Below are 24,079 nucleotides of genomic sequence, written 5' to 3' on the forward strand. Positions count from 1 at the left end.
TGGAGTGTTGGTGTATTACGTAATACCTTCTAGAATTCATTCTTTTGGGGGTAGGAGCTCCCTTCCCTCTGCCCAGCTCTTCGGGACTACGAATTCAGTTCCTTCGTTTATAAGGAGTGGTTGCAGGCGTTTTTGGTGTCCGGAGACCTCCCATAGTCGTTGCAGTTCGTTTTCCGGCACGTCGTCCAGGAGCTCGTCGAGGCGATTAGTGAAGTCTTCGAAGGATCTGAAGTTCCCGTAGTTTTCACATTCCATTTCCATGCACTCGAGCAGGTCCTCGAAGTCGGCCTCGGAGAGTTGTTGAGTACCGTCTTCGAGCGTTGTTAGGCCCTCGGCTTCGGGTACTACTGTATCTTCCTCCTCAAGGAACTCTTGGTTCTCCTCGGACAGGATGTTTTCCAGCGACTGAGGCTTGAAACGGGTCCAGCGTGTGGGGTTCAGGTCGTAGGTGTTGGCGATGTGGTTCTTTTTGAAACGTAGTTGGTAGTTCTCGGGGATGTTCCCGCACAGGTGCAGGAATACGAACTTGTGGACTTGAATGGTTCCGGAGCCCTTGCGGATGTTGAAAATGTGAGGTTCAAGGTTAGGTGAGACCTCAGTCATTGGGATGGTGGTTCGGGGGTAGCTTCTGGAGTTGACAGTTGCTGCAAGACGAACTTTAGAGAAGCGTCGTGATTTAATTTGACGCGTCGCTCTGGACACCACAGTGGCCATCTTACCCGTCCAGATCCAAGGGGAATTGATGATCTCTTTCCGCTTGGGCTCAGGGATGAATTTCAGGTCCGGACAACGTAAATCGTCGGGATGATTTTCCAAGTTTTTGAGTAGGTCCTTGTGGGGGACGTCGAGCTTGTCGAGCACCCGCAACCAAGGGGATTTGGCTGGTCTAGCCATGAATAAGATCCTTTCGGATTGGATTACTTTAGTGTATGATCCTGTTATGGATTGGAAGTGAGTATTACGTAATACTTTTGACCACACAAGTGGGTAAAATACCAAGTATAGTATACTCGAAAAGATAAAATAGTTTTACCTCCGTTTATCGCACCCCCAGTTCAACTTCTATATTCTTTTTTAATTATACTATATTTAACTTTCCTATAATAAATAAACAGGGATAGTGATACACAGGGGTAAAATGAAATTCGAGGACGATTTCGAGCACCATTGTGGTCAAAGCTTCGTGATTTCAATGGCTTAAGCATCCCGCCCGGTCCAGATCGACCTCCGATCCATCTCTAATCAACCTCCTATTTCCAACTTCAATCGTCGCAATTTCTGGATAGCTCTCTGGCCACGTTCCCGATCCATACCCTCTTTACGGGTAATTTCCCATTTTTCAGGTTCACCTCCCATACCGTCCACCTTCTGGACGCGGCGAAAAGCACGATGACGACTGGTCCAAAAACTGGCTTCCAGCTCTAATTGGTCCCTTTGATCTCGCTCAACATCCAATGTCTTTGATACCACTTGGCCCCGAAAGGGGTATTCAACTGTGATCATGACGCATTCCATATTTGAGTACTCGGAGGATTAGAACCAGAACCGTGATCATGCCCAGGATCGGAATAATTGCGATCCAGTGAGCCCCTCCCGCCAGCCCCTGAACAAACTCAAGGGTGGTGAAGAGATGACGAAATAGAACCAGCAACGGGATCAGGCCAAGGGCTGCGAAAACTAACCGGAGCATGAGTGCATCCTCCGTTCATTAAATTCTGCAAGGGTTCGGCAACCCTGGCGCACTTTCACTGATTGGCTCAGGGCGCAAGCCAGATTATAATCTTTAATGGCTTGAGGGTAATTTCCCTCAGCTTCGAACTGGGCCGCTCTCTCTAGCGCCTCGGTACAAAGTTCTCGGTTTCTATGGTTTGGCATAAGATCCTCCCGGATTGAATTGAGCTGGTATTACGTAATACCTAGCCAGCGTGGTGGACGAAGATTGCGCCAGCCAGCGTCGTGAGCAGGATACCAATTGCCCAAGCAATCACTTCCTGTTCAGTCATGGGTTCAGGGGCTGGCGTTACCAGCAGTTGACCTAAGAGATTTTCCATTGGTTGATCCTTCACGGATTGGATTGGTATTTCTGGTTTTGGACTTCTTAAAATCGCTCAATCATTTTCTGGGCCAGTTCCTTTAGCGGAGGCCGATTGAGCTGGTATTACGTAATACGAAAGATGGGGGGACCCCCAGACGATTTTACTCGCCTAGGGATCAGGGGGGGGTTAAGCGGCGACTTTCTCGCCTTGTTTCTTGGTATTACGTAATACTTTCCCAGTGGCCGCTTTTTGATCCATCAGCGCCCGTTCATGGCTGGAAAGAAGGGCTGTAATATCTGCAATCGCCTGTTTATTATCGCTTGATAGTAAGGCCTTAACTGCATCATAAGCAGTTTCTGCAATCGCGGCCTGTTCCTTTTCCTGTTCCGCTACCTCAAAAAGGCCTTGTCCCTGTTCAATTAGTTGAGCCATTCTCACAAGAGAAGTCGCCTTATTCCCGTGGTCCAGAACGTCAACCACTGTTAAATTATCAGGGTTAGATTTTGAGAGGGCCAACTCTATCAAGGCCTTGGTCTGGTCCTGTTCAATAGCGGCCTGTTCTGCTTGTTCCGCTTGCTGATCCTTAATAGCCTTCATATGTTCGCTAATAGCTTTCTGAAGGGCTGGAATAGTGAAGTTAGCCAGTCCAGCGGCAATATCTGGAATATTTTCTTTAGAGATTGTAGGGCAAGAAAGCTCTTTAATAGTCCACTTATCTTTACCAGAAATAGAAAGGCCGTTGTTTAGTTCTTCATATGTGCGCTTACCTTGTGACCAAGGTAATTTTGCCGCTTTATAATCGCTATTTTCCTTCACTTGGCTTTGCAGTTTTTCCGCTACGTCGTGGAAAGAAGCAACAAAAGAAATGTAAGCAATAGTCGCACCGAAAGAAGTTTTGTTTTCTTTGGTTGCGCCTAATTCATTCTTAATTTTTTCAATCGCTTTATCAGCTGTATTAATACCAGATACAGCCACTTTTAAATCTGTTTGCAAAGCAGTAGCTTTATCAGTTGCGGTTGCTTTGTTTAGGTCTAACTTATTGAAAGAGTTTAACATTTTTATATGATCCTTTATCGGATTGTATTACGTAATACCCTGAACCCTGAAAGACATACTGGTGGCGTCTCTAGCGCAGGCCGTACTAGTGGCCGTGGCGCAAAGGTGGCGGGGTATTCACAGTTCAAACAACACTTACTTAACTACTTAACTTCTACATTTAATGTACTAAATTATACCTACAATGTACAATAGTTTATTCCTATTAAGTGATAGGTAAAACGAATTAAAGAAGGGTACTATCTTTTTATGTCTATACATAATGGCAGGGGTGGGTCCTCACCCCTCCCCCCTATCAGTTAAATTTTTGAAATTTTAGGTACTAGTACATACCTATATGAGGTACAGTACGCGCACCATTTCTACCGATAGGAGCACCCCTACATGCTGAAACCGAGCCGATACCTGCCTCTGATCCTGATAGCGACCCTCACAGGTTGCGCTAATAGTGCCTTAGAGCGAGCAGCCAATCCGGATAAGGTGTCGGTACAGGTTGCAGGTAATTCTTATGGTGTAATTCAGAGAACTAGTGATCGCGCTGATGTGTGGAACAGTGGGGTGCGAGTTGTAAACGACGCCTTCGCTATGAAACAGGATCAGATACTCGCTGTGGAGAAAGCGACAGGATGTAAGGTCGTCGATTTCATATCTATCGATCCAGCAAACGGACAAGCAAAAATTAGATGTTAAAGAAAAGGCTGAGATTTAAATCTCAGCCTTAAGTTCTTTCAGTTTCTGATAGGCTTGATCTTCACTTTCAAACCCGTAGTAGGATTGCCCTTTAAACGCAACCCTCCACTTATCGCGATGCCTGGATATCCCCTTATACCTAGAGGCGGGTTTATGGCCGTTCCCTGTCGGACGCCCCATTGGAGGAACAGTACTCCCCCTCCTCCAATCCCACCATGTAGTTTTACGAGCTCTTAGATTTCCAATACTCAGAACCTCGGATAGGGATTTAACCCCGCTGGAATTATGACATTCGATAGTATTGTCCACTGTCCGAACAAGTTGCCAACCTGACAACTTGTCCTCGTCTTCATCATCTATCAATATCTTCACAGTATTTATTGCTGCTAATTCCATAACTTACTCCAAAAAATAGTACATAAAGGTACACAATATAGGTGACTACGTCAATACTTCTCCGTAATTTCACCATCAACAAGTTCATGCACATCTAGTTCCTGGAGTTCTCGGCGTATATCAAGAGCATTTATCTCGACTTCACCCTCTATTTTCCCACAGGTATGAGCCCATCGTAAAAACACTCCCTCGCCCCCGTTCTCACGTTCCGCGTCAGTTTCTGACCAAACCCGAGTTCTAGGCTGAGTTCCTTCATCCCGCTTCTGAAAGGCTTCAGCCCAACAGGCCTTGCATCCCCCACCCCGAGACAAAAAGAGTAGTACTTTTCGTAAAGGATCTTCTCGGACATGCTCGGAGAAGTCTTGTCTGAAACGATCTTCACCATCGCGCTTTCTTGGATAAAAAAACGCATACTATTATTCAGTGTTGCCACTTCCTCCATTGTCTCAGTATGGGAAGGAGGAAGTGTATATTCTCTCTCACTCAAGACCCGAGGGAGAGCTTCAACCGCCCAGGCGACAATTGCCTCACGCTCTTCAGCAACCAAAGTGTCCCCAAAATCGAGAACTCTCTCATCTTTATGTATCACCTTGTCAAAACAAAGAGCCAACCAACGACGATTAAAGCCTGAGGAAGTATCATCAGTCCGAGGTAAGTGATTAGAAGCAAACCAATGCGTACAGACCGGATTGAACCTGAAGATCTGCTTCCCCTTATGTTGAGCCTCCATCTCCTCACCACTAACAATCTTTTTAAACTGGCGCCCGTCAATAGGCCGTTTATCTGACAGTTCACCGCAGACATTGATCAACTTTTGATGCATCTGAGCTGGTGAGAAGGTGTCGTTCCAATTTTCAGGAGGACAGGCAGACCGAGCACTATCTGGTACCAACGATTGAGCGATAACCAGTAGTTGGGATTTACCGGATTTTGGAGGTCCGTAGAGTAAAATAGCTCGCTGTAGTGAGGGACCAATGCCAAAAATCGTCGAACAAAGCGCCTCTTGCAGAGCCATAACCCTCTCTTTGTAGTCGTCACAGTGTCCCCAAGACTTCTCAAGGAACTCCTGAAACTTGAACGCTTTACCAGAAAGCTCAGGTAAGTACCTGAAAGGTAGGGTGTAGGTCATACCAAACGAAGGATCGTGAGGCCTCAGCTTCATATTTTGAGCGAGAACACCGTTGGCAAAGTTCACCCCATACACATTGAAAGTTTTAAGCTCCTGGGGAACGAGAGACTTCATTGTCCTCATGATCCCACCATGATCTGAATTTCGTTTAGCAGCCGGTAGGAAACCATATCGATCAGCAATATGTCGAAGGATCTCAATCTCTGGCTTTTCTTCCCAATGAGATCCCTGCCAAGCCCAGAACTTCTCACCGTGATATCGAAGTGGAGTGATGTCCTCAAAATCTTTGATAACAGCTTGAGCGATTTGAGTGTGATCAGTACCAGCAATTTCACCAGCTTCCAGCTCTTTAATCCGTTGAGTAATAGATCCCTTTTTCAAGCCCATCATTGAAGCATCAACGATGTATTGAATAATACGATCCTTCTCCAACGTAGACATCATTTTAGACTGGGAAAGCTTCTTCAAAACGTACTCAATAGCATCCATTCGCTCCTGAGTGTCGGGCTTATAGGTCTCGAATTGAGTTTGAAGATACTTTTTAAGCTCCGCAAACTCCCACTCGACGTGATCCTTGTCGAATTTGAGCCCCATCTGCTCCTTAATTTCGTCAGTAAGACCCTCATCCCATTGTGGAGGTAGAATTTTACCGCGATCAATTACGTCACGGAGGACGAATTTCACGACGTTTTGAATGCCTTTATCAATATCGACATCATCACCGGCAACCTTCTCAGTACAGGTCGAGTACCAAGCCTTCATTCGCTCAATAGCTTCAAGCAGTGGAAGTTCTCCACGCATCACTCCGTAAGCCCAAAGTCCGGCCACCCGGGTCATCTGGACATCCCGAGCCCCCGACGGCGTCCATTCAGTCGTCTTCGTCCACCCAGAGTGAGATAACTCTATATCAGCCGTCTTAAACGCCCCACGCAAGATGGCTTCTATTTCACTATCGAGCACTGGTAGTTGATCAATTACACTGAGAAGCTCGACATTTGCTTCATAAGGTCGCTTCGTCTCCGGATGGATTGATGGAGGTAAAACAACTTGGGTCCGAGATGATAGCACCTCAACCAAAGTCGCTCCGGATATATCTTTTATTCGAAACGTTGAGAAAGAAGGATTGTACCTGTAAGCGAGGACCATTCCTTTCTTACCAACACGACACCAAGGTGATGATGGAAGTTGTTTAAGAATGAGTTCCTTTATACTTTCATCTTCAGTATCAATATCAACAACACAAATGCCCGACTTTTCACCTAAAACGAGGCCAATATTCGCGTGTGGTTGACGTTGCAACCATGACGCCTGCTCCTCTGGGGTAGGTAGACGATCATGAAATCTCGACCAATCCCCAGGTATAGGACGCTTGTCTTGATGGTAAAGAGGAATAACAGGGAGACCAGCAGCGTAATAATCAGCAGCAACTGATCCAAAAACAGAATTTTGCGTCATGCTTTCTCTCCAATTACACCTTTTAAGCGGGAAATAATCGTTGTTGCTTGATCTGGAGAAAGTTCATCTTCCATCACAGTAAGTACGGCCTGAGTAAAGGCGTTAACCTCGTTAATGCCGGAAGCTCTTTCTTTAAGAACAACAAGTTTTTCAATTAGAGGAACAGTTAGACGGTAGTAAGAATTCATTTCAGTTTTGTCTGAATTCTGAAGCTCCTCTTTAAACTTTTTCAAGCCCAAAAGAAGACCGACAACTTCGTCTTCGAGATTAATATCGTCGATACTAGCCTCGGTTAACTCGGAGATATCTGAGGAGGCGACTGCCTCCTCAGATCCAATAAGATCCTTAAGGATTGCAATCGTCTCAGCATCATACGGACACTCAGAACTACTTAGATATGATCCATCCGCTTTGGCTGCATTGACCGCTGTATTAACTTTCCACGCGTCATTTTCACCAAGCTCAGGATAAAAAACGTCACTCACTATATGACCCTCTCAGTTTTGGGTTGAGTAAGTAATAGTAGTAAAATAAAACGGAGTCTAATACTTATTTTTTAAATAGACTATACTTAAATATATTTTAGGATTTAAGTAAAAATCAGATATATGATGTATTAATAGATATATTTTCAAATGCTCAGGCATCATATGGCTAATATTCACCTAAACAACCTCATCGAGAGGGCAGAAAACAGGTTCTCAATCGATAGTAAAAACATGTCGATGACCGATTGGATCTGCGAGAATACTACAATCCATGGTAAGAAATTCTCTGTTGAGCGTTACCCGTTTCAACGAGACATCTTGGACGACATGCACCCTAACATGGATGTAAAAAAATGCTCTCAGGTAGGGCTAACAGAGGGACAAATCCGTAAAATGTTAGGCTTCCTCGTTAGAAACCGAGGAACAAAAGGGATCTTCACTCTTCCTAACGAGAAGCTTTATGACAAGATCTCTAAAACCCGTATCCAGCCTATTGTAGAGAAAGATAAGGTATTCAATCCAGAGGGAGCCGGTAAGGTTACCCGTTCCAAAGAGGTAATGCAGTTCGGATACAGCTGGTTATATGTGACCGGATGTACTGAAGCTGACGCAACATCCACCTCTGCAGACGCGGTTTTCAATGATGAGGTAGACCTCAGCCCTCAAGACATGTTGGCCCTATTTAACTCGCGTCTCCAAGATTCCGACTGGAAGATTAGACAACGATTTTCAACCCCCACATTTCCCGCTTTCGGAATTGATCAAGGCTTTCAAGTTTCAGATCAGCACCTGTATCTTTGTAAGTGCGATAAGTGTAATCATTGGAACTGGCCAGAATTTAATAGGAAGTTTATCACAGTCCCTGGCCTACCTGACCACATTCAAGAGATTGTTGATATTGATCATAACATTGTCGACGATATTGATATTCTCGGCGCCTACGTTCATTGTGAAAAATGTAGAGCTCCGTTAGATCTTAGTCGCTTAGACAACCGGCAATGGGTCGCAAAACATCCAAACAGAGCCCATCATAGAGGATATTCAGTAAGCCCTTTCACCACTGAGAGGCTTCCTCCCTCCTATATTATTACTCAACTCCTAGATTACAAAAAACGTGAGTACATAAGAGGTTTCCACAATACCGTCCTAGCTCAAACTTATTCCGACAACAACATTCAAATCAGTAGAGAAGCCATCGACCGTTGTATGGGATATGAGCAGATACTCGACGTATCTAAAAGTTCTAACACTTGGGTGGGGATAGATGTTGGGCAAACTTGCCACATTACTTTAGGGGCAGGATCTAGTGCACACGATATGTCCGTTTTCGATTTCAGAACAGTCCACGTAGATAACCTAATCCGGACAGTAGAAGAAATCATGGATCAGTATCGCGTCGTAGGTGGAACGATCGATCGACACCCGTATGAACCGACAGCTGATGCAGTTTTCAAAGCTTCAGACGGTAAAATCCTTCCGGCAGAATATCGTGGAAACAAGGAGGTTAACCTCGTCAACGACGCAACTCAGACCCTTACCCACGTTCAAATAGATAGAACAATGGCTCTGGATCAAGTCGCTAGGCAGGTCAAACGGGGTACGATTAGTTTCAACGGTTATAAACACCAAAGATCAATAATCACTGACCACCTACGCAACATGGTTAGAGATGAGAAGCCTGACGAGCCAGCAAAGTGGATCAAGTTAGATAGTAACGATCACTATTTCCACTCTTTAGCCAATTTACTGGTTGCCCCTAAAGTCAGCGACGTTGTCTTACTGAAATCAAATCATGAAATTCGCACATTAGTAAGTAGCGCAGTAGTATCCATGCCAAATCAGCAAAGCCAATTACTAGGAAGATCAAATAAAAGAGTAGATTTTCCAGTATTAGGAATGTAGTAATAATCTTATCTATACTTTGAAGGCTGAAGTAATGGCTTCCACGACAGGAAAACTATTAAAAATTATACTTCCAAAGCGAAAAGGAAATGAGAAAGGTACTGGCCTCACCTCAACTCATAGTCCAGGGCAAGCAGATCGCGTCCTCACCGCTCCTGATTATCGAGACCACATCAAGGATCTCTTTACCACCCGAGGATCAAACGATAGTCGTGAGATCCTTCAAGAATTGTTTAAATTTGATACAGATGTATCAGCTGCTGTTAACGCCTACCTTACCGTTGCCAACACAGAACCTCTTCTGAAAGTTTATGATCTTGAGGGAAATATCGACCGTGAGGGCCACAAACTACTCAACGAGATCCTCACTGGCCTGACCACCCGGTCGGACTACTCCAAGGGCTTTCAGTTACGCCCTTCGCTGAGAGCAATTTGCGAAAATATGCGCTACATGGTTCTCCTCAGAGGAGGCATTGGGTCGGAGCTGGTTCTTGATAAGACACTGGTACCCTCAGAAATTCGCCATATAGATCTTAAAACGATCCAATGGTACGAACAAACTCCAGGTCAGTATACGCCCGTACAACTACCTCCAGGCTCGAACGACGAGATAGACCTCAATATACCGACCTTCTTCGTCAGTTTTTACCGTAGAGATCCAACTAAGATCTACAGCTACTCACCGTTCGTATCTGTAATCAACACGGTTGCTGCTAGACAGCAGGTAATCAACGATCTTTACAGGATCATGCAGATCACCGGCTTCCCCCGTATGGACGTTACAGTTACTGAGGAAGTCCTTCGAAGAAACGCCCCTGCAAACGTTAGCCAAGATGAGAACGAGTTAAAAACGTGGCTTAATAGTCAAATGCAGGCAATCTCTTCTGCAGTTACCAATCTTCAGGCAGATCAAGCATTCGTTCACAGTGATAGTGTTGAAGTAGGAATTGTTAACGAAGGTGGTCCCAAGCAAGCAATGGACGTCCGCGCCGTTATTGAAGTCCTAGACGCCCAGAACCAAGCTGCTCTGAAGATCATGGCGACTGTAATCGGTAAAGGAGATAAAGGTGTTAATACAGCTTCTGTTGAAGCCACTCTCTTCGCTAAAAACGCAGAAGAACTAAATAATCCTGTCGCAGAGATATTAAGCAAAATCCTCACCTTTGCATTACGTCTACACGGCTCTGAAAGCCGAGTGGAAGTCTCTTTCGATACAGTAATTCTGAGACCAGAAATTGAGCTCGAAAACCACTTTGTAATGCGCCAATCCAGATACCTAGAGCTACTTAGTAGCGGCCTAATCTCTGATGATGATTTTCACGTAAAACTCTTCAACCGAATTCGGCCAGATAATGTCCCGGAACTGTCTGGAACAAACTTCTACGGAAAATCTAATGCGATAGACCCAAGCGACGCCAGTACTAACGGCGACCCTATGGGTAGAAGCTTAACCCCTGAAGGCGCCAAAGGCGGTCGAAGCAAGGAGGTTAAGAAGTGAGCATCCTCTCTAACGTCCCCCTCTATGAAACTTGGCAGATGGCAAAAGGAGCAACGTGGGAAGCTTCATACAACACTATCAATCGAAAGACACGAGAACCCCTAGACCTAAGCGACGCCAGTGGAACAGTGAAAATCAAAAACGGTTCCACGGTACTTTACGAACAATCTATCACCATCACAGCTACAACCGTAGAGGTGGTTATTGCCGACACGGTAACCACAAATCTCAACGGATCTAACGCAACATTTGAAATTGAAATCCTTCGCCAATCTAAAGTTCACAAGGTTGCGCGAGGGAAGGTCGAATTCTACGAGGAACTATAATTATGGCAAAAGATTTTAAACTCTCCAACGCTGCAGCAAGTGCCGCTGCTAACGCAGTTTGCGCCCAAGTAAATAGTGGATATATCGAAGTACGCTCTGGCACTAAACCTGCTACTGCTGACACAGCTGCTACCGGAACACTTTTGGCAAAACTCAATTTTAGTGCTGAAGCTTTTGCTTCTGCTGTTAACGGTGTAGCCAACGCAAACGCCATAACGCAGGAAGGTAAAATCCTAGCTAGTGGAACAGCAACTTGGTTCCGAGCCTATAACACCGACAATTCAGCCATTTATGACGGAACAGTCGCTACTTCTAATGCTGATATGATTGTAGACGACGCCTCCTTTGTTACAGGCGGTAATGCCAGCATTCCAAGCCACGTTTACACGCAACCTAAGTAATCTGATAGGTGAGGTATGCCTGGAGATAAGATCACAGCTGTTCCAGCTGTAGCTACAGAGCTGACGGACTTAATTTTTGTTGCTGCAAAAGTAATTGAGGGACAGGATAATGAGAATTATCAAGTACCTGCCGCACTCTTTGGCACCGGCAGCGCATCTTCAACAGTCCCATTAATTGCAGGAGAAACTCTTGCAGTTAACGATCTCTGTTACCTGTCTTCTTCAGGCAAACTCCTCAAAGCCCAATCCTCAGTAATTACGTCAGTCAAAGGACTGTTAGTTTTTGCAAAGGAGGTGGCCGTATTAGATGAAGTTAAAGATTTTCAAGTCTCTGGAATTCTCGCAGGATTTACAGGGCTGGCACCTGGAGACACCTACTATGTTAGCCCAACCACTCCAGGAGGTATTACCAACACCTTACCTGCAGTCAGTGGCGAATGGGTACGCATTGTTGGTTATGCAGTTTCTGAAACTGAGCTTCTTATCTATCTATCTCCAACTTTCTTTAGAAATATCTAATGATTAAGAATGTTGACGTTATCGCAGGTGCAGCTAGACCAGCCTCAGAGACCAGCTTTGACTTTAGTTTAAAACTAGATTTAGCAGGTACAGGAAGGCTTATACTTATCACGATAGGAGCAAGCACTGTAAGCGACATGTCGAGTGTAACTTGCGGTGCAGTAGTTAATTCAACGTTCTACCCGTTCACCCCCTTAATAACGCATCACTCAACCGTAGGAATAGGACTATATAGCTACACCTTCTACGCCACAGAAAGTTTTCTCAAATCCCACAACCTTAATTATTTCGTAGATCTTAGAGTTACCAAACCCTCGACAAGTAAAGGAGCTCGAATAGATGGGGTGTCTTACTCAGGAGTATCTGAAACCCCTCCAGTGGTAATAACCACCTTTAGCGACGTGGAAAGCCCGACCGGTGTGGATATCCCGTCACCTCCAGCTGCTTCTCCCCCCTCCCAGGTTGGCGACTTCCAATTATGGATAATCTCTGGAGCAAATAGAGGCACCACTCAAAATATGAATGCTTTCGCAAATCCTCCCACAAGGCTAGTAGACGCAGGAGGATCCCATGGTGAAAATGATATTTACAATCTCTACTACAGAAGAACTATTGAGATAGCAGAGCCAGCTGAGACCACTACATGGAGATATACGACCGCCTGTCCTAATTATGTATGTAGTGCAGTAATTTTTAAACCTATCGATCTACCCGAAGATTCTGCAACATTAATTTCAGAAATCAACGAAATACCTTACATTGGCCTACTAAGTATAAACGGGCTATCCCCAACCAATCTTAAGGCTATCGTTGGCGGAGCATCCTTCCATCAAGACACTGGATTAGGAGCCTCCAACCCTGCGGACACTAAAGTATTTAACTCTTTCGATAGTACTGATGAAATATCCCGCATACGAAAAATTGACGCGACTACTAATCCTGAGCCAGCTGCTACGTCGTTTATCAGCGAATCAACAGCCAGCACTTCGACTGCTGCAGATGTAAATCGCAGAAGCTCAAGCGCCCCTTCGCCAGGAATAGGGCCAGACAGCGCCTACAATGGAGGCTTTTATGTCTATTGTGAAACATCATCCCCAACGAGCTTAGGGGATTATTTTTACCTGAGATTTGAAGATATTCTAGACGCCTCAACTCCTGGAGGCCTGAAGGTAGAGTACCACTACATGCAGAGAGCCGGTATTAACCCGGAAATGCAGTGGCAATATTTACCTGAGGGAGCTGACGGAACGACAGGATGGATCGATTGTAAATTACATGTTGGCCCTACCGTTGCCCAAGACGACCCCGCAGTCTGGTCAAAAGGTTTCTTCAACCTAAAATACGATTTTGGCTTCAATTCGGGCAACGTTCAATTGAGAGTTCGGTGGAAGGTCTCAACTACTGGAACTGCTTGGCACAACGACCAAGCGATAGACAATGTAATTTTCACTTCTAGAGCCTAACGAGAAGAGGACACCTATGAAATGGCAGGTAAATTTATTCTTCTCGAGAATGGTAACGAACTTCTTTTAGAGAATGGTAATAATCTACTTTTTGAAAGTGAGGTTATTCAGGGAATAGTTGATGTTCAAGCCTCACCTCCCTCAATAAACGCCACCCTTTCTGTTGCCGCCCCAGCTTTCTCAGGAACCGTCGACGTTCAAAGCTCAAAAGCTGAACTTATCACAACCGTACAAACCGCATACCTACCTACAGGGTATGCATCCTACACCTTTTGGGACACTAATCTCGACAATCTTTTCTGGGATACTCAAGACCCTTTCTGGCTGCGGCTTCCACCTATTACCGCGAATATCAACGTTGAAGCCAAAGCCTCGGAAAGCTCTTCTAATATCGCCGTCAACGACCCAACGATAACCGGCAATATCGACGTTGAAACCAAACCTCCTGAAACAGACTTCGGAGGTACGGCAGAGCCGACTTACGACGAGACAATTCTAAGTATCAATGGAGGACCTAGTTACAGGTGGAAGTTTGATAATAATAAGTCCGAAGAAGGCGGACACAGCACTTCTGGAACATACTCCGCAGGCTCAAGCTTAATCCCTACAGTACCTTGGAATAGCTTAAGATGTGAAGGGAATGCGAACATTGTCCCAGCTAACGCAAGTAACGTTAACAGCGCCGTAACAACTAAAAAATCAATTTCCCTTTGGTTCAAAGCTGACACCGTAACCGGACGACAATCTCTTTGGGAAGAAGGAGGAGCAATCAACTGGTGCCATCTTTACCTAGATGGCCCAGATCTATATTGGTCAGTAGGTGAAGGAAGCAGTTCTAAAGGGTTTATAAAACTAACGGACGCAATCTCCGCTAACGTAGTATCCCATGTGGTCATGGAGTTAGATACTACGACCGACACAATCAACCTTTACCTAAATAAGGTAAAATATGCGGCAACAGCAGGATGTGGGATCGATTTTGCATCTCATACCGGCGACTGGACTATAGGTAATTCCGCAGATGCTAGAGACCATGCGAGCGCACAAGTCACCTCATTTTTCACCGGAGAAATAGCCGACTATTGTTACTGGGGAGAAAAGTCCCAACTGCTAACCGAGACCCAAGTCCAAAATATATATGATAGAGGACTTACAACATCTTCTACACCTACAGTAACAGTAACACGTCCCACCTTGTCGGGCTCCATCGACGTTGAAACCAAGTCCTCTGAGATCTCGTCTAACATCTCAGTCGATGATCCAACCATAACTGGTAACATCTACGCTGAAACCAAGTCCTCTGAGATCTCGTCTAACATCTCAGTCGATGATCCAACCATAACTGGTAACATCGACGTTGAAACCAAGTCCTCTGAGATCTCGTCTAACATCTCAGTCAACGATCCAACCATAACTGGTAACATCGACGTTGAAACCAAGTCCTCTGAGATCTCGTCTAACATCTCAGTCAATGATCCAACCATAACTGGTAACATCGACGTTGAAACTAAATCCCCTGAGATCTCTACCAACATCTCAGTTAATGATCCGACCATATCTGGCAACATCAATGTTGAAACCAAATCCCCTGAGATCTCCTCCAACATCTCAGTTAATGATCCAACCACATCTGGCAACATCAGCGTTGAAGCCAAAGCCCCTGAGATCTCCTCCAACATCTCAGTTAATGATCCAACCATATCTGGTAACATCGACGTTGAAACCAAGTCCTCTGAGATCTCGTCTAACATCTCAGTTAATGATCCGACCACATCTGGCAACATCAGCGTTGAAGCCAAAGCCCCTGAGATCTCCTCCAACATCTCAGTTAATGATCCAACCATATCTGGTAACATCGACGTTGAAGCTAGATCCCCTGAGATCTCTTCCAGCATCTCAGTTAATGATCCGACCATATCCGGCAACATCGACGTTGAAACCAAGTCCTCTGAGATCTCGTCTAACATCTCAGTCAATGATCCAACCATAACTGGTAACATCGACGTTGAAACCAAGTCCCCTGAGATTTCTTCCAGCATCTCAGTTAATGATCCGACCATATCCGGCAACATCGACGTTGAAACCAAGTCCTCTGAGATCTCGTCTAACATCTCAGTCAATGATCCAACCATAACTGGTAACATCGACGTTGAAACCAAGTCCTCTGAGATCTCGTCTAACATCTCAGTTAATGATCCGACCATATCCGGCAACATCGATGTTGAAACCAAAACTCCCGGGATCGCTACAAACATCTTTAACGGGGATCCAGGTGTAGTAGGCATCATTAATACTGAAGCCAAAGCCCCTGAGATCTCTTCCAACATCTCAGTTAATGATCCAACCATATCTGGCAACATCAACGTTGAAGCCAAAGCCCCTGAGATCTCTTCTAGCATCTCAGTCAATGATCTAACCATAACTGCTAACATCACTGTTGAGGTCAAAGCCCCTGAGATCTCTTCCAACATCTCAGTTAATGATCCAATCATATCTGGTAACATCAACGTTGAAGCCAAACCTCCTGAGATCTCTTCCAATATCTCAGCCAATGACCCAACTATAACCGGTAACATTGACGCTGAAGCCAAAGCCCCTGAGATCTCGTCTAATATCTCCGTCAACGATCCGACCACATCTGGCAACATCAGCGTTGAAGCCAAAGCCCCTGAGATCTCCTCCAACATCTCAGTTAATGATCCAACCATATCTGGTAACATCGACGTTGAAGCTAGATCCCCTGAGATCTCTTCTAGCATCTCAGTCAATGATCTAACCATAACTGCTAACATCACTGTTGAGGTCAAAGCCCCTGAGATCTCTTCCAACATCTCAGTCAATGATCCAACCATAACTACTAACATCGACGTTGAAGCTAGATCTCCTGAGATCTCGTCCAACATCTCCGTCAACGATCCGACCATTTCTGGAAACATTGATGTTCAATCGAATTCTGCAAAAATAGTCACTCACCTATTCGTAGGCGACCCTGGCATTGCCGGTAACGTAAGTGTAGAGAGTAAATCTCCTGAGATGTCTTCGAACATCTCCGTCAACGCCCCAACCTTAACTGGGAACATCGAAGTTGAAGCTAGATCCCCTGAGATCTCTTCTAATATTTCAGTCAAAGATCCGACCGCAATTGGCAACATCGACGTTGAGGTCAAAGCCCCTGAAGTATCCTCTAACCTAACTACCTATTACGGGGCTCAGGACGATATCGTACCTGCCCTCATCACCAAACCACTAGCCACGAGCCCTTCTCTAATTAACGGCCAGTCCAACGTGGTGAAATTAGAAACCAAATCAAAAATCTCAACAGACCTCCATCTATCCGCCAAAGCTTCAATGGAAGTACAGTTAACGCCCTCAACAAGTAATAATGAACTATTACTAGTGAGATTAAATAAAACAGCTTAATTATTCTCAGTAATACCTACTAAATAACTTCTTGATTTGATTTTTACTTGCCTGTATTTGTTTTGTAGTAGCAAATTCAAAATATTGAGCAAGTAATGCCTAAAAGCTTAGAAATAACAGACCAAATAAAGCAGCGAATTGTCAAAGCCACCGGCGACGAGCAGTTCGACTTCGATGGTGTAGTTGTTTTTGAGACTATTCTTGCTGACAGTCGCCCTCTGAAACAGAAGGGCTCTCTTTTTGACAGAGGACGAATTACTCATAACACCCTAGAGAAGATGACCGTCATACCGAACGGTGGACAAACCATCCCTCTACACACCCTACATCGGTACGGTGGAGAACTACCTGTCGGACGAGTGTTCTATGCAGAAACGCGAAGAACTTCAGAAGATGAGGTTGAGCTACGAGGTCAATTCTTTATCGGAAAGAATAAGACCGAACTCGTTACCGACATTGAGAATTCGACATTAAACAGTGTAAGCATCGGGCTTAGAGGCGAGAAACTACTCTGCTCTGAATGCGGTTGGGATTTCAAAGGTGAGGATGCAAATTTTAGCCACCTCTACAACCGCACCTGTGCAAACGATCACACTATTGGCGAAGATGGAGCACATATCCGTATCTCAGGCGTCGAAGCCTGGAACGAAACATCTTTAGTCAGCAATGGAGCGGTTGAGAGCGCAAAGATCGCCTCCCGGGCCAAGGCTCAATTATCAAGCGAAGCCATTGAGCAGCTTGCAGCTTCAGACACTCCGTATGAAGCAACCCTCGTCACCGCAGAATTTAAGGAGACTGACACCATGTCGGGTCAAAACAAAGGTGAGAATATTACTCTTTCTGAAGCCATTACCCCCATGGTAACTCAAATGGCAGAGCTTTCAGCAAAGAATGGTTCTCTTACCACTGAAAAAGCAGATCTCGAATTGAAGCTTAACGCATCAACTAAAGAGGTTGAAGATCTGAAGGCTGCAAATGTAGAGCTTCAGAAAAAGCTCGAAGCCTCTGATGCTGAGGCGATTGAGAAAGCTAAGTCTGACTTAGAGGCCTCAAACACCTCACTGAAAAAAGCGGCAAGTTTCATCAAAGAAAATGTTTCAGCAGCTCTCGTTGCTTCTGGAAAATCAGCAGATGATGTGCCTGAAAACCTGGACGACCAGATCAAGGCCTTTGCAGACGCAAAGATCCAACTTCACCAATCCTTACCAGCAGACGGCGTCAGTGTCGAAGCCTCAGGTGGATCCGGTGAAACCGAGCAGAAGCGCGATGTTTCTGCCTTCAAGACTAACCGTACATAAGGAAATCTGACATGAGCGTTATTGGAAATGGCGTTACCCTACTAGGTTTTCCTCAGGAAGATTCCCAGTTTACGGTGAATCTTGCTTCAGGGATCACCGCTGAACACATTGGCCGACCATTGGCCTTAGATGCCTCTGCCGCAAACACGATGAAACTAGCAAGTGCTGGCGACGTAATCGTAGCAGCATTGGTATCTGTTGAAAATCGGACCATTGAAGGCGTATTGGTCGGCACTGCGGCCCTTAAGTTTATCGAGGCCTTCCCTGTCAATACCGGCGCCCCTGGCACCCTTTCAATCGGTGATACCGTTGAGGGATCAGGTACTGGTCAAGTTCAAACCCTGGGCGGTGCCTCACCTACCCCTGATCATAGCGTCAACTACGTCGCTGAAATTCTAGACGGTGGGAATACTGCTGTCGTAGTTAAACTTTAAGGGAGCTTCTCAATGAGCCTCAAAAATCTAGCAGATCTTAAGAAGCGTCCCGTCGAGGAAGTAGTCGGAGCCCTTCTTAATGACAACAACATGGAATCAGCTCAGCAAGGTATGAACCTAGCTCGAGAAGCCTCAGCTTATGGCTTAAACCTTCGAGACTACCTCCAGCTGGCTTGCTCACCTGTGGACGGCCTAAATGGTTATGAAGCCGCTCTTCAGCATTTGAACCTGCCGGTAAATGATAACTTTGATGCTGGAGTAACACTCCAGGCGGCATCAAATACGTTTCAAACTTACTCAGGTACGCGAGCACTTTTTAAAGAAGTTCTTGACGATGTAATCCGTTGGAAAAATCGCCAGACAAACTTCGAAAACATCGCGGCAATTGTTTCCAACTCTCGTACCATCTCTGGAAACGAGCTGGTGTCAACTATCGTTAACGACGATAGCGATAGTCGAGGCACTTATACCGTGGCCGAGGGTGGTCGTATTCCGGTACGCACTATCCGAACATCTGAAACCAGTGTACGGATGTATAAACACGGTGGCGGTATCCGCACTACCTATGAGTTCAATCGCCGCGCAGCATTGGAACTTGTTGTACCATACCTTGCTCGTGTTCAACGTGAACTCGAAGCATCAAAAGTTGATGCAGCAATGGGCATCATCCTAAATGGAGACGGTGTAAACGGCGCAGCTCCAGTCGTCGGCCAATCTGGCTACGACGGCAATACCGGCGTTACAGCTACAAACGGAAAGATCAGTATTGATCACCTTCTGTACTGGCTGGTTATGCGTGCTAAGGCAGGTGCTCCTGTTGATACAATCGTTGGAAACTGGGACACTGCTTTCAAGTATGCTCGCCTTTGGTCTACCCAAGGTAGCGACACGAAAGCAGACGCTGAAAACTTCCAAACCATGGCGAATAAATTCGCCGATGGTATGATTGAAATTCCACTGCCTAAGTTTGCACTCTCCTCCTCAGTATCTGCCAACAACTTGGTGGGCATCACTAAGGCTGAAACAGTTGAAGAACTGATCGAAGCTGGCTCCGATATTGAAGAAACTGAGCGTAACGTGAACAACCAGACCATTTCTGTCTATCACACCGAAAACTCTGGTTTCCGTATGCTGTTCGACGATACCCGTTCAGTGTTCGATTACTCCTCTTAATCAGAACGGCCACTTACCTTCTTGGTAAGTGGCCACTTTGAAAGGTTTACCCATGCCAAAACTACTGGTTAAGACAAAAGGCGACTTCATGCTTTCTGATCGCTCCACCGGCGATGTAGCACAATGGAACCGCCCATCCGTTGTAACCCACAGTCACTTTATCTCTCAGCGTATTGGGCTCGGCCAGTTGATCCTTATTGCCAACCTTCGCGATGATGCCTCTGACGAACTACTCAACTCTTCGCTGCAAAAGACAAAAAATGCGAAGGAGCAGAAGCAACTCATTAAGGACTTCTGCGAAGAATTCGAGTTGCCATCTGAACCTGACGCCGATGAAGAGGACGAGGAGAAAGAAAAACCCTCCAATCCTGCGGACACTAATGCAGCCTCTAAACCTACAGGCGGCGATACATCGACTAAAGCTGCCGACGAGAAAGCTTCTCCAAAGGCTGATAAGGCTGCAAAATAATGCAGAACGTTACGGACGGTGATGACTTCACCTTGAGGTTTGACTTTGTTGAATTGGGGGAGTTTATCTCACCAGATCTCAATTCAGTAACTTACACCGTCCGTGATAATAACGGGGTTGTGATTGCAACCCAAAACAACATTGCAGTCTCCACCTCCGAAGACACCACTGAAGTAACGATAACCATCCCCGGCAGCGTTAACTCAAATACGCTCAATCGGGAATATCGTTTTGTCATACTTAAATATACGTACCAAGGTAACTCCAAGGTACTAACCCAACAGTATCGAGTTACCCCATGGTTAAACATTGGAACAAGCACTGAAAGAGTTCGAGCTAGACTTGGTGTAACCTCATCCGAACTACCAGATCAAGATATAGATCTTTATGAAGCATACTTCACCTTAGACGAGAAGCTTGGAGATACCGTATTAAATACAGCTCTCACCTCTGGAAACATTAACGCAGATAATGCCAACAATACGCTTGAAGTTGTTGCAGCATTGAAAGCGTTTCCGTCCCTTCAGCTTCGAATTGCCCAAGTGGATAAAGCAGATACTCACGAGTTTAGGAGATTAAGCAAGATTGATTTCCAGCAGCTCCACCAAACACTGATTGAAAAATATTCTGAACTTGTAAACAAGTTAAGTGGTAGTACAGAAACCCAGTTCAATCTTTTCTCGGTAGTTACCCCAACTGACGCTATTACAGGATCTTAAAATGTCGATCCATAATGTTGGCCAAAGGTTTAAATCTCGACTGAGAACGATTGATGGACGATCATTCTACGGATTGATTGGTAAGCTTCCTAACAATAGATCAGATATTAATTTTGTAACACCTAGGCGGGTTTTAGAGGTTTCTCCAAATACAAAAATCACAGTACGAACTACCTTTAAAGCCCCCGACAGGAAAGTTTATCTAACAGCTGATAATGGCTCAATTTCTCAACAACTTGAAATCTACAAAACCTTTAGATTGTTTGAGATGCAGCAGCTTCTACCATGGTCAACCAAAATCAAAACGAAGAACCCAGTTACTGGCTTAGAGGAAACGACTTCAAACAGTCCATCAACCCCTATTTACACCACCCTGGAACCGTTGAGTGACGAAAGGGATAGTTTAAAAATCCCTGGTCGTCGATTTCGGTTAATAACTGGTGCTGACCTTAAGGTTGACGATAAGGTAGGAGCATATACCGTTACCAAAATTGACACTCTTCTGGGAGTAACCATCGCGGAGGTTAAATAATGGCCAGATCGCGAAACTCTAGAATAATCGACAACTTCAAAAACGCTGTCACCAACGACGCCTTAACCGGCTTACGTCGAAATATTGACAATGTTGAAAAGGAATTAGAAAGACTTCTAAAGGCCTCTCACGGTCGCTTATTCAAAGCCATGGTAGCCAAGTCTATTGGGGTAGATAGAACGCCAAATATGGGCGCTTTTACACCTCCCTGGATCACGAAATATTCCAAGAGTTACGAAACCCGGAAAAGTAAGATGCCTGTCGGGCTTAAGAAGTTCTATGTAAAGACAGGAAAGTTAAAGACCTCTCTTGAGACCTTAAACCCTAAAACCGTTCTAGGTAACCCCGTAGCCTCTCACTCCAAAGGCGGAACAGTGGGAGTTAAAGGCGTGAGACTGGTTCAAACGAAGAGAGGACCAGCAGCAAGGGGATCCGATGGACGCTTTGCCAAACGAGGGGATATCGAGAGAGCTCTACCAGACACAATCACAATTACTCCCTTCAGGGAGTTACCTAGCACAATCCAGCTGTCAGACGTATTAGATCAAATGAGATTGTCACCTGGAGATGAAAAGAAAATCACCGTAGGAAACTCTTCCAGACCCTTTATTGTAAATTATCTCAATTGGTGGGCTGAACGAGAGGTTCGAAATGCCCTTAGAAAGATCGTAAAATGAACGACACCTTCAAAATCGTCCACACCTCAATCTTAGCTTTCTGCAATCAATTTGCAGAGCAATCTCAAACCAACAACATGTCGGACACGCTAACAATAACCGACTTTGATGCTCATGCTGATATACAGAGATTACCTACCGATGAGGATCTGATAGGTCCGTTGGAGTTTTCAATGGTAATGGATGAGAAGCTAATTGAAGTGACTACAAATATAGCTATCTCAACAGTTGAGGATACAAACATAACTCGACTTAGAGCCCTAACAAACTCTCTATTCCAAAAGCTCACCCCTGGCCAAAGAATACCCCTGGTCGACCCAACTAACCGAGCCCCAATAGGAACATTAGTAACTATGAATGGGACAGCTATCTTACCGATTTCAAGGACGTCAACTCGTCCACTTCAGTTAATCTCGGTTCAGATGGGGGCAGATCTTGCTGGCCCGTAGGTCGGTCGAAAGATCGCTCTAATCTATATACCATTTCAGCATTAGCACTCCTCCTGTTTAAAACCCTCGAAGCTTCGATGAGCTCCGCCAGAGTTTCAGGAAGTCGAATTGTTCTTGCAATACAATCACTTGTCATATCTGGTGCATTCTGGTTGCCATAAAAACCATAGTATAGTCAAACAATACGAAGTATTGATCAAGTATAAATTGTAATTTCGCATCCATTTTGGAGACTTATACTATGGCCGGTACTGCTAAAACTAACAAGTTCATGCTCGGCACTGCCACCGTTATGATCGGAGCGCAGGCCGACCTTCTTAAACTAAACCCAGACGAACACTCAATCGGTCTGGTTAAAAATTTCTCTATGTCTGCTGAACCTTCTTACACAGATCTAGCCCAAGGCGTACAAAACACTTTGGTCTTCTCAAAGATGACTGGGAATGAAGTTCGGGCATCGATGGAAGCCTATGAGTTCACAGCTCAAAACCTCAATTATGCCCTGGGCCTTAACGGATCAGGTGTCTCAACCATGACCGTGAATGGCTCCGTGAACGGCGCAGTTACTGGGGACGGTTCCGTCGCAGTATTCAACGTCCAAACTGGTGAAGGATCCAACTTCTCTACAGATGATTACGTTGCAATCGACATTAATGGAGATGACAACGTTGTTATTCGTAAAGTTGCATCTGTAAGCACCGATGCTGTAACAGTAACCCAGGCACTTGACACCGGAGTTAACCTTCCAGACGGTGCAGTAGTCCGCAAAGTAAATATGGTTGGTATCGGTTCAAAAGTCGAACAACCGTTCCTATCAGCCAAGGTTGTAGGTAAACTTGCAGACGGATCTACTATCGCTCTTGAAATTCCGAAAATTCGCGTTGTAAATGGCTTCACACTTGCGTTTTCAACTGACGACTACGGTAATCTACCTCTTGAGCTCACGGTATACGATCAGGTTACAACCGATCCAATGTTTGCTGAATTCGGCGGCGCCCAAGGTGAATCAGCGAGAGTATATCTACCCTAAGAATTATTGACGCTCCACAATAATTCTTGACCAGAAGACCAGTAAAGATAATATCTTTACTGGTCTTTTATTTGGAGCACACAAAATGAATACTGAAGAAATTACAAATGTCTTAGAGGAAGTTCCCGACACGATTGCTGTATCAGTCGACGATACGCTTCGAGAAATCACCATGTATTACGCTCTTCTATCTGAAGTCTGCACCCACACAAAATACGCCGCGTCTGACGGTGACTATTTAACGATCTACATGGATCCCATTTTCCAAAGTACCATCCTCGGAATACTGCTTGTTCCTAGAGATGAAAAAGGTAGACCCGAGCCCGACTTTTCTGTCGAGAGCCTAAAAATCATGCCCTCTGAAGCGGAAAAGCTCATCGAGTGGGCAAGGCAGCATTCCTTTAATTTTTTTCTGAAGGCCACTCTGTCGATGGTGAAACTGGGGAACCTACATCAGAAACTGGAAGTGGCAATGAAAGCGACCTCAACGTCTTCACCAGATGGTACTCCGGATTAACA

28 protein-coding genes are annotated in these 24,079 nt (G+C 45.1%); 18 read left to right on the plus strand and 10 right to left on the minus strand.

Annotated features, from left to right (window positions below; all coding sequences use genetic code 11):
* Positions 1-36: 36 nt before the first annotated feature.
* The 5 genes from ACOGW3_RS05835 to ACOGW3_RS05855 all read right to left on the minus strand — a co-directional run bounded on the left by ACOGW3_RS05835 (position 37) and on the right by ACOGW3_RS05855 (position 3,092).
* On the minus strand, positions 37-894 hold the full coding sequence (locus ACOGW3_RS05835; protein WP_419902105.1) for a hypothetical protein: 858 nt from the start codon (positions 892-894) through the stop codon (positions 37-39).
* Positions 895-1,242: 348 nt separating this feature from the next.
* Positions 1,243-1,503 carry a hypothetical protein gene (locus ACOGW3_RS05840; RefSeq protein WP_419902106.1) on the minus strand — a complete coding sequence of 87 codons (261 nt, stop codon included), beginning with the start codon at positions 1,501-1,503 and terminating at the stop codon, positions 1,243-1,245.
* Complete coding sequence (locus ACOGW3_RS05845) at positions 1,490-1,690, minus strand: hypothetical protein (protein ID WP_419902107.1); 201 nt, start codon at positions 1,688-1,690, stop codon at positions 1,490-1,492. The genes ACOGW3_RS05840 and ACOGW3_RS05845 overlap by 14 nt, the downstream gene beginning before the upstream one ends.
* Positions 1,691-1,916: 226 nt before the next feature.
* Positions 1,917-2,051 carry a hypothetical protein gene (locus ACOGW3_RS05850; protein WP_419902108.1) on the minus strand — a complete coding sequence of 45 codons (135 nt, stop codon included), beginning with the start codon at positions 2,049-2,051 and terminating at the stop codon, positions 1,917-1,919.
* 171 nt (positions 2,052-2,222) lie between these two features.
* Complete coding sequence (locus tag ACOGW3_RS05855) at positions 2,223-3,092, minus strand: hypothetical protein (protein WP_419902109.1); 870 nt, start codon at positions 3,090-3,092, stop codon at positions 2,223-2,225.
* A gap of 384 nt (positions 3,093-3,476) precedes the next feature.
* Here ACOGW3_RS05855 and ACOGW3_RS05860 point away from each other — a divergent pair, with 384 nt between their 5' ends.
* The gene (locus tag ACOGW3_RS05860) at positions 3,477-3,782 is read left to right on the plus strand and encodes a hypothetical protein (protein WP_419902110.1); all 306 of its coding nucleotides are present in this window, start codon (positions 3,477-3,479) and stop codon (positions 3,780-3,782) included.
* A gap of 15 nt (positions 3,783-3,797) precedes the next feature.
* Here the strand turns inward: ACOGW3_RS05860 and ACOGW3_RS05865 are convergent, their stop codons facing one another.
* The 4 genes from ACOGW3_RS05865 to ACOGW3_RS05880 are packed head-to-tail and all read right to left on the minus strand — an operon-like array spanning position 3,798 to position 7,247.
* Complete coding sequence (locus tag ACOGW3_RS05865; RefSeq protein WP_419902111.1) at positions 3,798-4,178, minus strand: hypothetical protein; 381 nt, start codon at positions 4,176-4,178, stop codon at positions 3,798-3,800.
* Positions 4,179-4,228: 50 nt separating this feature from the next.
* The gene (locus ACOGW3_RS05870) at positions 4,229-4,363 is read right to left on the minus strand and encodes a hypothetical protein (RefSeq protein WP_419902112.1); all 135 of its coding nucleotides are present in this window, start codon (positions 4,361-4,363) and stop codon (positions 4,229-4,231) included.
* Positions 4,327-6,762: a phage/plasmid primase, P4 family gene (locus tag ACOGW3_RS05875; RefSeq protein WP_419902113.1), complete on the minus strand. Its 2,436-nt coding sequence runs from the start codon at positions 6,760-6,762 to the stop codon at positions 4,327-4,329. The genes ACOGW3_RS05870 and ACOGW3_RS05875 overlap by 37 nt, the downstream gene beginning before the upstream one ends.
* A complete protein-coding gene (locus tag ACOGW3_RS05880; RefSeq protein WP_419902114.1) occupies positions 6,759-7,247 on the minus strand; it encodes a hypothetical protein in 489 nt (162 codons plus the stop codon). Before ACOGW3_RS05880 ends, ACOGW3_RS05875 begins: the two co-directional genes overlap by 4 nt.
* A gap of 165 nt (positions 7,248-7,412) precedes the next feature.
* Here ACOGW3_RS05880 and ACOGW3_RS05885 point away from each other — a divergent pair, with 165 nt between their 5' ends.
* The 15 genes from ACOGW3_RS05885 (at position 7,413) to ACOGW3_RS05955 (ending at position 22,530) form a co-directional block, all read left to right on the plus strand.
* Positions 7,413-9,152, plus strand: a complete 1,740-nt coding sequence (locus tag ACOGW3_RS05885; protein ID WP_419902115.1) for a phage terminase large subunit family protein — start codon at positions 7,413-7,415, stop codon at positions 9,150-9,152.
* Positions 9,153-9,186: 34 nt separating this feature from the next.
* Positions 9,187-10,650 carry a hypothetical protein gene (locus ACOGW3_RS05890; RefSeq protein ID WP_419902116.1) on the plus strand — a complete coding sequence of 488 codons (1,464 nt, stop codon included), beginning with the start codon at positions 9,187-9,189 and terminating at the stop codon, positions 10,648-10,650.
* The gene (locus tag ACOGW3_RS05895) at positions 10,647-10,976 is read left to right on the plus strand and encodes a hypothetical protein (protein ID WP_419902117.1); all 330 of its coding nucleotides are present in this window, start codon (positions 10,647-10,649) and stop codon (positions 10,974-10,976) included. The genes ACOGW3_RS05890 and ACOGW3_RS05895 overlap by 4 nt, the downstream gene beginning before the upstream one ends.
* Positions 10,977-10,978: 2 nt before the next feature.
* Complete coding sequence (locus tag ACOGW3_RS05900; RefSeq protein WP_419902118.1) at positions 10,979-11,377, plus strand: hypothetical protein; 399 nt, start codon at positions 10,979-10,981, stop codon at positions 11,375-11,377.
* A 15-nt stretch (positions 11,378-11,392) separates the two neighbouring features.
* Entirely contained in the window at positions 11,393-11,896 is a 504-nt protein-coding gene (locus ACOGW3_RS05905; protein WP_419902119.1) for a hypothetical protein, read from the plus strand.
* On the plus strand, positions 11,896-13,359 hold the full coding sequence (locus tag ACOGW3_RS05910) for a hypothetical protein (RefSeq protein ID WP_419902120.1): 1,464 nt from the start codon (positions 11,896-11,898) through the stop codon (positions 13,357-13,359). The genes ACOGW3_RS05905 and ACOGW3_RS05910 overlap by 1 nt, the downstream gene beginning before the upstream one ends.
* A gap of 21 nt (positions 13,360-13,380) precedes the next feature.
* Positions 13,381-16,779, plus strand: coding sequence for a LamG-like jellyroll fold domain-containing protein (locus ACOGW3_RS05915; RefSeq protein WP_419902121.1), 3,399 nt, complete (start codon positions 13,381-13,383; stop codon positions 16,777-16,779).
* Positions 16,780-16,874: 95 nt separating this feature from the next.
* Positions 16,875-18,077 (plus strand): hypothetical protein, encoded by a 1,203-nt coding sequence (locus ACOGW3_RS05920; protein WP_419902122.1) that lies wholly within the window; start codon positions 16,875-16,877, stop codon positions 18,075-18,077.
* An 11-nt stretch (positions 18,078-18,088) separates the two neighbouring features.
* Positions 18,089-18,511: a hypothetical protein gene (locus ACOGW3_RS05925; protein ID WP_419902123.1), complete on the plus strand. Its 423-nt coding sequence runs from the start codon at positions 18,089-18,091 to the stop codon at positions 18,509-18,511.
* A 90-nt stretch (positions 18,512-18,601) separates the two neighbouring features.
* Positions 18,602-19,684, plus strand: coding sequence for a hypothetical protein (locus ACOGW3_RS05930; RefSeq protein ID WP_419902124.1), 1,083 nt, complete (start codon positions 18,602-18,604; stop codon positions 19,682-19,684).
* Between the two features lie 52 nt (positions 19,685-19,736).
* Positions 19,737-20,153: a hypothetical protein gene (locus ACOGW3_RS05935; RefSeq protein WP_419902125.1), complete on the plus strand. Its 417-nt coding sequence runs from the start codon at positions 19,737-19,739 to the stop codon at positions 20,151-20,153.
* The gene (locus tag ACOGW3_RS05940) at positions 20,153-20,872 is read left to right on the plus strand and encodes a hypothetical protein (RefSeq protein WP_419902126.1); all 720 of its coding nucleotides are present in this window, start codon (positions 20,153-20,155) and stop codon (positions 20,870-20,872) included. The genes ACOGW3_RS05935 and ACOGW3_RS05940 overlap by 1 nt, the downstream gene beginning before the upstream one ends.
* A 1-nt stretch (position 20,873) precedes the next feature.
* Positions 20,874-21,404 (plus strand): hypothetical protein, encoded by a 531-nt coding sequence (locus ACOGW3_RS05945; RefSeq protein WP_419902127.1) that lies wholly within the window; start codon positions 20,874-20,876, stop codon positions 21,402-21,404.
* On the plus strand, positions 21,404-22,081 hold the full coding sequence (locus ACOGW3_RS05950; protein WP_419902128.1) for a hypothetical protein: 678 nt from the start codon (positions 21,404-21,406) through the stop codon (positions 22,079-22,081). The genes ACOGW3_RS05945 and ACOGW3_RS05950 overlap by 1 nt, the downstream gene beginning before the upstream one ends.
* Positions 22,078-22,530 (plus strand): hypothetical protein, encoded by a 453-nt coding sequence (locus ACOGW3_RS05955; RefSeq protein ID WP_419902483.1) that lies wholly within the window; start codon positions 22,078-22,080, stop codon positions 22,528-22,530. The genes ACOGW3_RS05950 and ACOGW3_RS05955 overlap by 4 nt, the downstream gene beginning before the upstream one ends.
* Here ACOGW3_RS05955 and ACOGW3_RS05960 read toward each other — a convergent pair.
* Complete coding sequence (locus ACOGW3_RS05960; RefSeq protein ID WP_419902129.1) at positions 22,448-22,666, minus strand: Arc family DNA-binding protein; 219 nt, start codon at positions 22,664-22,666, stop codon at positions 22,448-22,450. The genes ACOGW3_RS05955 and ACOGW3_RS05960 overlap by 83 nt on opposite strands.
* A 105-nt stretch (positions 22,667-22,771) precedes the next feature.
* On the opposite strand from ACOGW3_RS05960, the gene ACOGW3_RS05965 reads away from it, so the two are divergent.
* A complete protein-coding gene (locus tag ACOGW3_RS05965) occupies positions 22,772-23,560 on the plus strand; it encodes a hypothetical protein (RefSeq protein ID WP_419902130.1) in 789 nt (262 codons plus the stop codon).
* Positions 23,561-23,645: 85 nt separating this feature from the next.
* Positions 23,646-24,077, plus strand: a complete 432-nt coding sequence (locus ACOGW3_RS05970) for a hypothetical protein (RefSeq protein ID WP_419902131.1) — start codon at positions 23,646-23,648, stop codon at positions 24,075-24,077.
* Positions 24,078-24,079: the final 2 nt, after the last annotated feature.

Source organism: Kiloniella sp., from assembly GCF_965205715.1.
In the GTDB taxonomy this organism is placed as follows: domain Bacteria; phylum Pseudomonadota; class Alphaproteobacteria; order Kiloniellales; family Kiloniellaceae; genus Kiloniella.

Coding starts and splice junctions, on each gene's coding strand:
- ACOGW3_RS05835 (WP_419902105.1), bottom strand. CDS start 894: ATGGCTAGACCAGCCAAATCCCCTTGGTTGCGGGTGCTCGACAAGCTC.
- ACOGW3_RS05840 (WP_419902106.1), bottom strand. CDS start 1,503: ATGATCACAGTTGAATACCCCTTTCGGGGCCAAGTGGTATCAAAGACA.
- ACOGW3_RS05845 (WP_419902107.1), bottom strand. CDS start 1,690: ATGCTCCGGTTAGTTTTCGCAGCCCTTGGCCTGATCCCGTTGCTGGTT.
- ACOGW3_RS05850 (WP_419902108.1), bottom strand. CDS start 2,051: ATGGAAAATCTCTTAGGTCAACTGCTGGTAACGCCAGCCCCTGAACCC.
- ACOGW3_RS05855 (WP_419902109.1), bottom strand. CDS start 3,092: ATGTTAAACTCTTTCAATAAGTTAGACCTAAACAAAGCAACCGCAACT.
- ACOGW3_RS05860 (WP_419902110.1), top strand. CDS start 3,477: ATGCTGAAACCGAGCCGATACCTGCCTCTGATCCTGATAGCGACCCTC.
- ACOGW3_RS05865 (WP_419902111.1), bottom strand. CDS start 4,178: ATGGAATTAGCAGCAATAAATACTGTGAAGATATTGATAGATGATGAA.
- ACOGW3_RS05875 (WP_419902113.1), bottom strand. CDS start 6,762: ATGACGCAAAATTCTGTTTTTGGATCAGTTGCTGCTGATTATTACGCT.
- ACOGW3_RS05885 (WP_419902115.1), top strand. CDS start 7,413: ATGGCTAATATTCACCTAAACAACCTCATCGAGAGGGCAGAAAACAGG.
- ACOGW3_RS05890 (WP_419902116.1), top strand. CDS start 9,187: ATGGCTTCCACGACAGGAAAACTATTAAAAATTATACTTCCAAAGCGA.
- ACOGW3_RS05900 (WP_419902118.1), top strand. CDS start 10,979: ATGGCAAAAGATTTTAAACTCTCCAACGCTGCAGCAAGTGCCGCTGCT.
- ACOGW3_RS05905 (WP_419902119.1), top strand. CDS start 11,393: ATGCCTGGAGATAAGATCACAGCTGTTCCAGCTGTAGCTACAGAGCTG.
- ACOGW3_RS05910 (WP_419902120.1), top strand. CDS start 11,896: ATGATTAAGAATGTTGACGTTATCGCAGGTGCAGCTAGACCAGCCTCA.
- ACOGW3_RS05915 (WP_419902121.1), top strand. CDS start 13,381: ATGGCAGGTAAATTTATTCTTCTCGAGAATGGTAACGAACTTCTTTTA.
- ACOGW3_RS05920 (WP_419902122.1), top strand. CDS start 16,875: ATGCCTAAAAGCTTAGAAATAACAGACCAAATAAAGCAGCGAATTGTC.
- ACOGW3_RS05925 (WP_419902123.1), top strand. CDS start 18,089: ATGAGCGTTATTGGAAATGGCGTTACCCTACTAGGTTTTCCTCAGGAA.
- ACOGW3_RS05930 (WP_419902124.1), top strand. CDS start 18,602: ATGGAATCAGCTCAGCAAGGTATGAACCTAGCTCGAGAAGCCTCAGCT.
- ACOGW3_RS05935 (WP_419902125.1), top strand. CDS start 19,737: ATGCCAAAACTACTGGTTAAGACAAAAGGCGACTTCATGCTTTCTGAT.
- ACOGW3_RS05940 (WP_419902126.1), top strand. CDS start 20,153: ATGCAGAACGTTACGGACGGTGATGACTTCACCTTGAGGTTTGACTTT.
- ACOGW3_RS05945 (WP_419902127.1), top strand. CDS start 20,874: ATGTCGATCCATAATGTTGGCCAAAGGTTTAAATCTCGACTGAGAACG.
- ACOGW3_RS05950 (WP_419902128.1), top strand. CDS start 21,404: ATGGCCAGATCGCGAAACTCTAGAATAATCGACAACTTCAAAAACGCT.
- ACOGW3_RS05955 (WP_419902483.1), top strand. CDS start 22,078: ATGAACGACACCTTCAAAATCGTCCACACCTCAATCTTAGCTTTCTGC.
- ACOGW3_RS05960 (WP_419902129.1), bottom strand. CDS start 22,666: ATGACAAGTGATTGTATTGCAAGAACAATTCGACTTCCTGAAACTCTG.
- ACOGW3_RS05965 (WP_419902130.1), top strand. CDS start 22,772: ATGGCCGGTACTGCTAAAACTAACAAGTTCATGCTCGGCACTGCCACC.
- ACOGW3_RS05970 (WP_419902131.1), top strand. CDS start 23,646: ATGAATACTGAAGAAATTACAAATGTCTTAGAGGAAGTTCCCGACACG.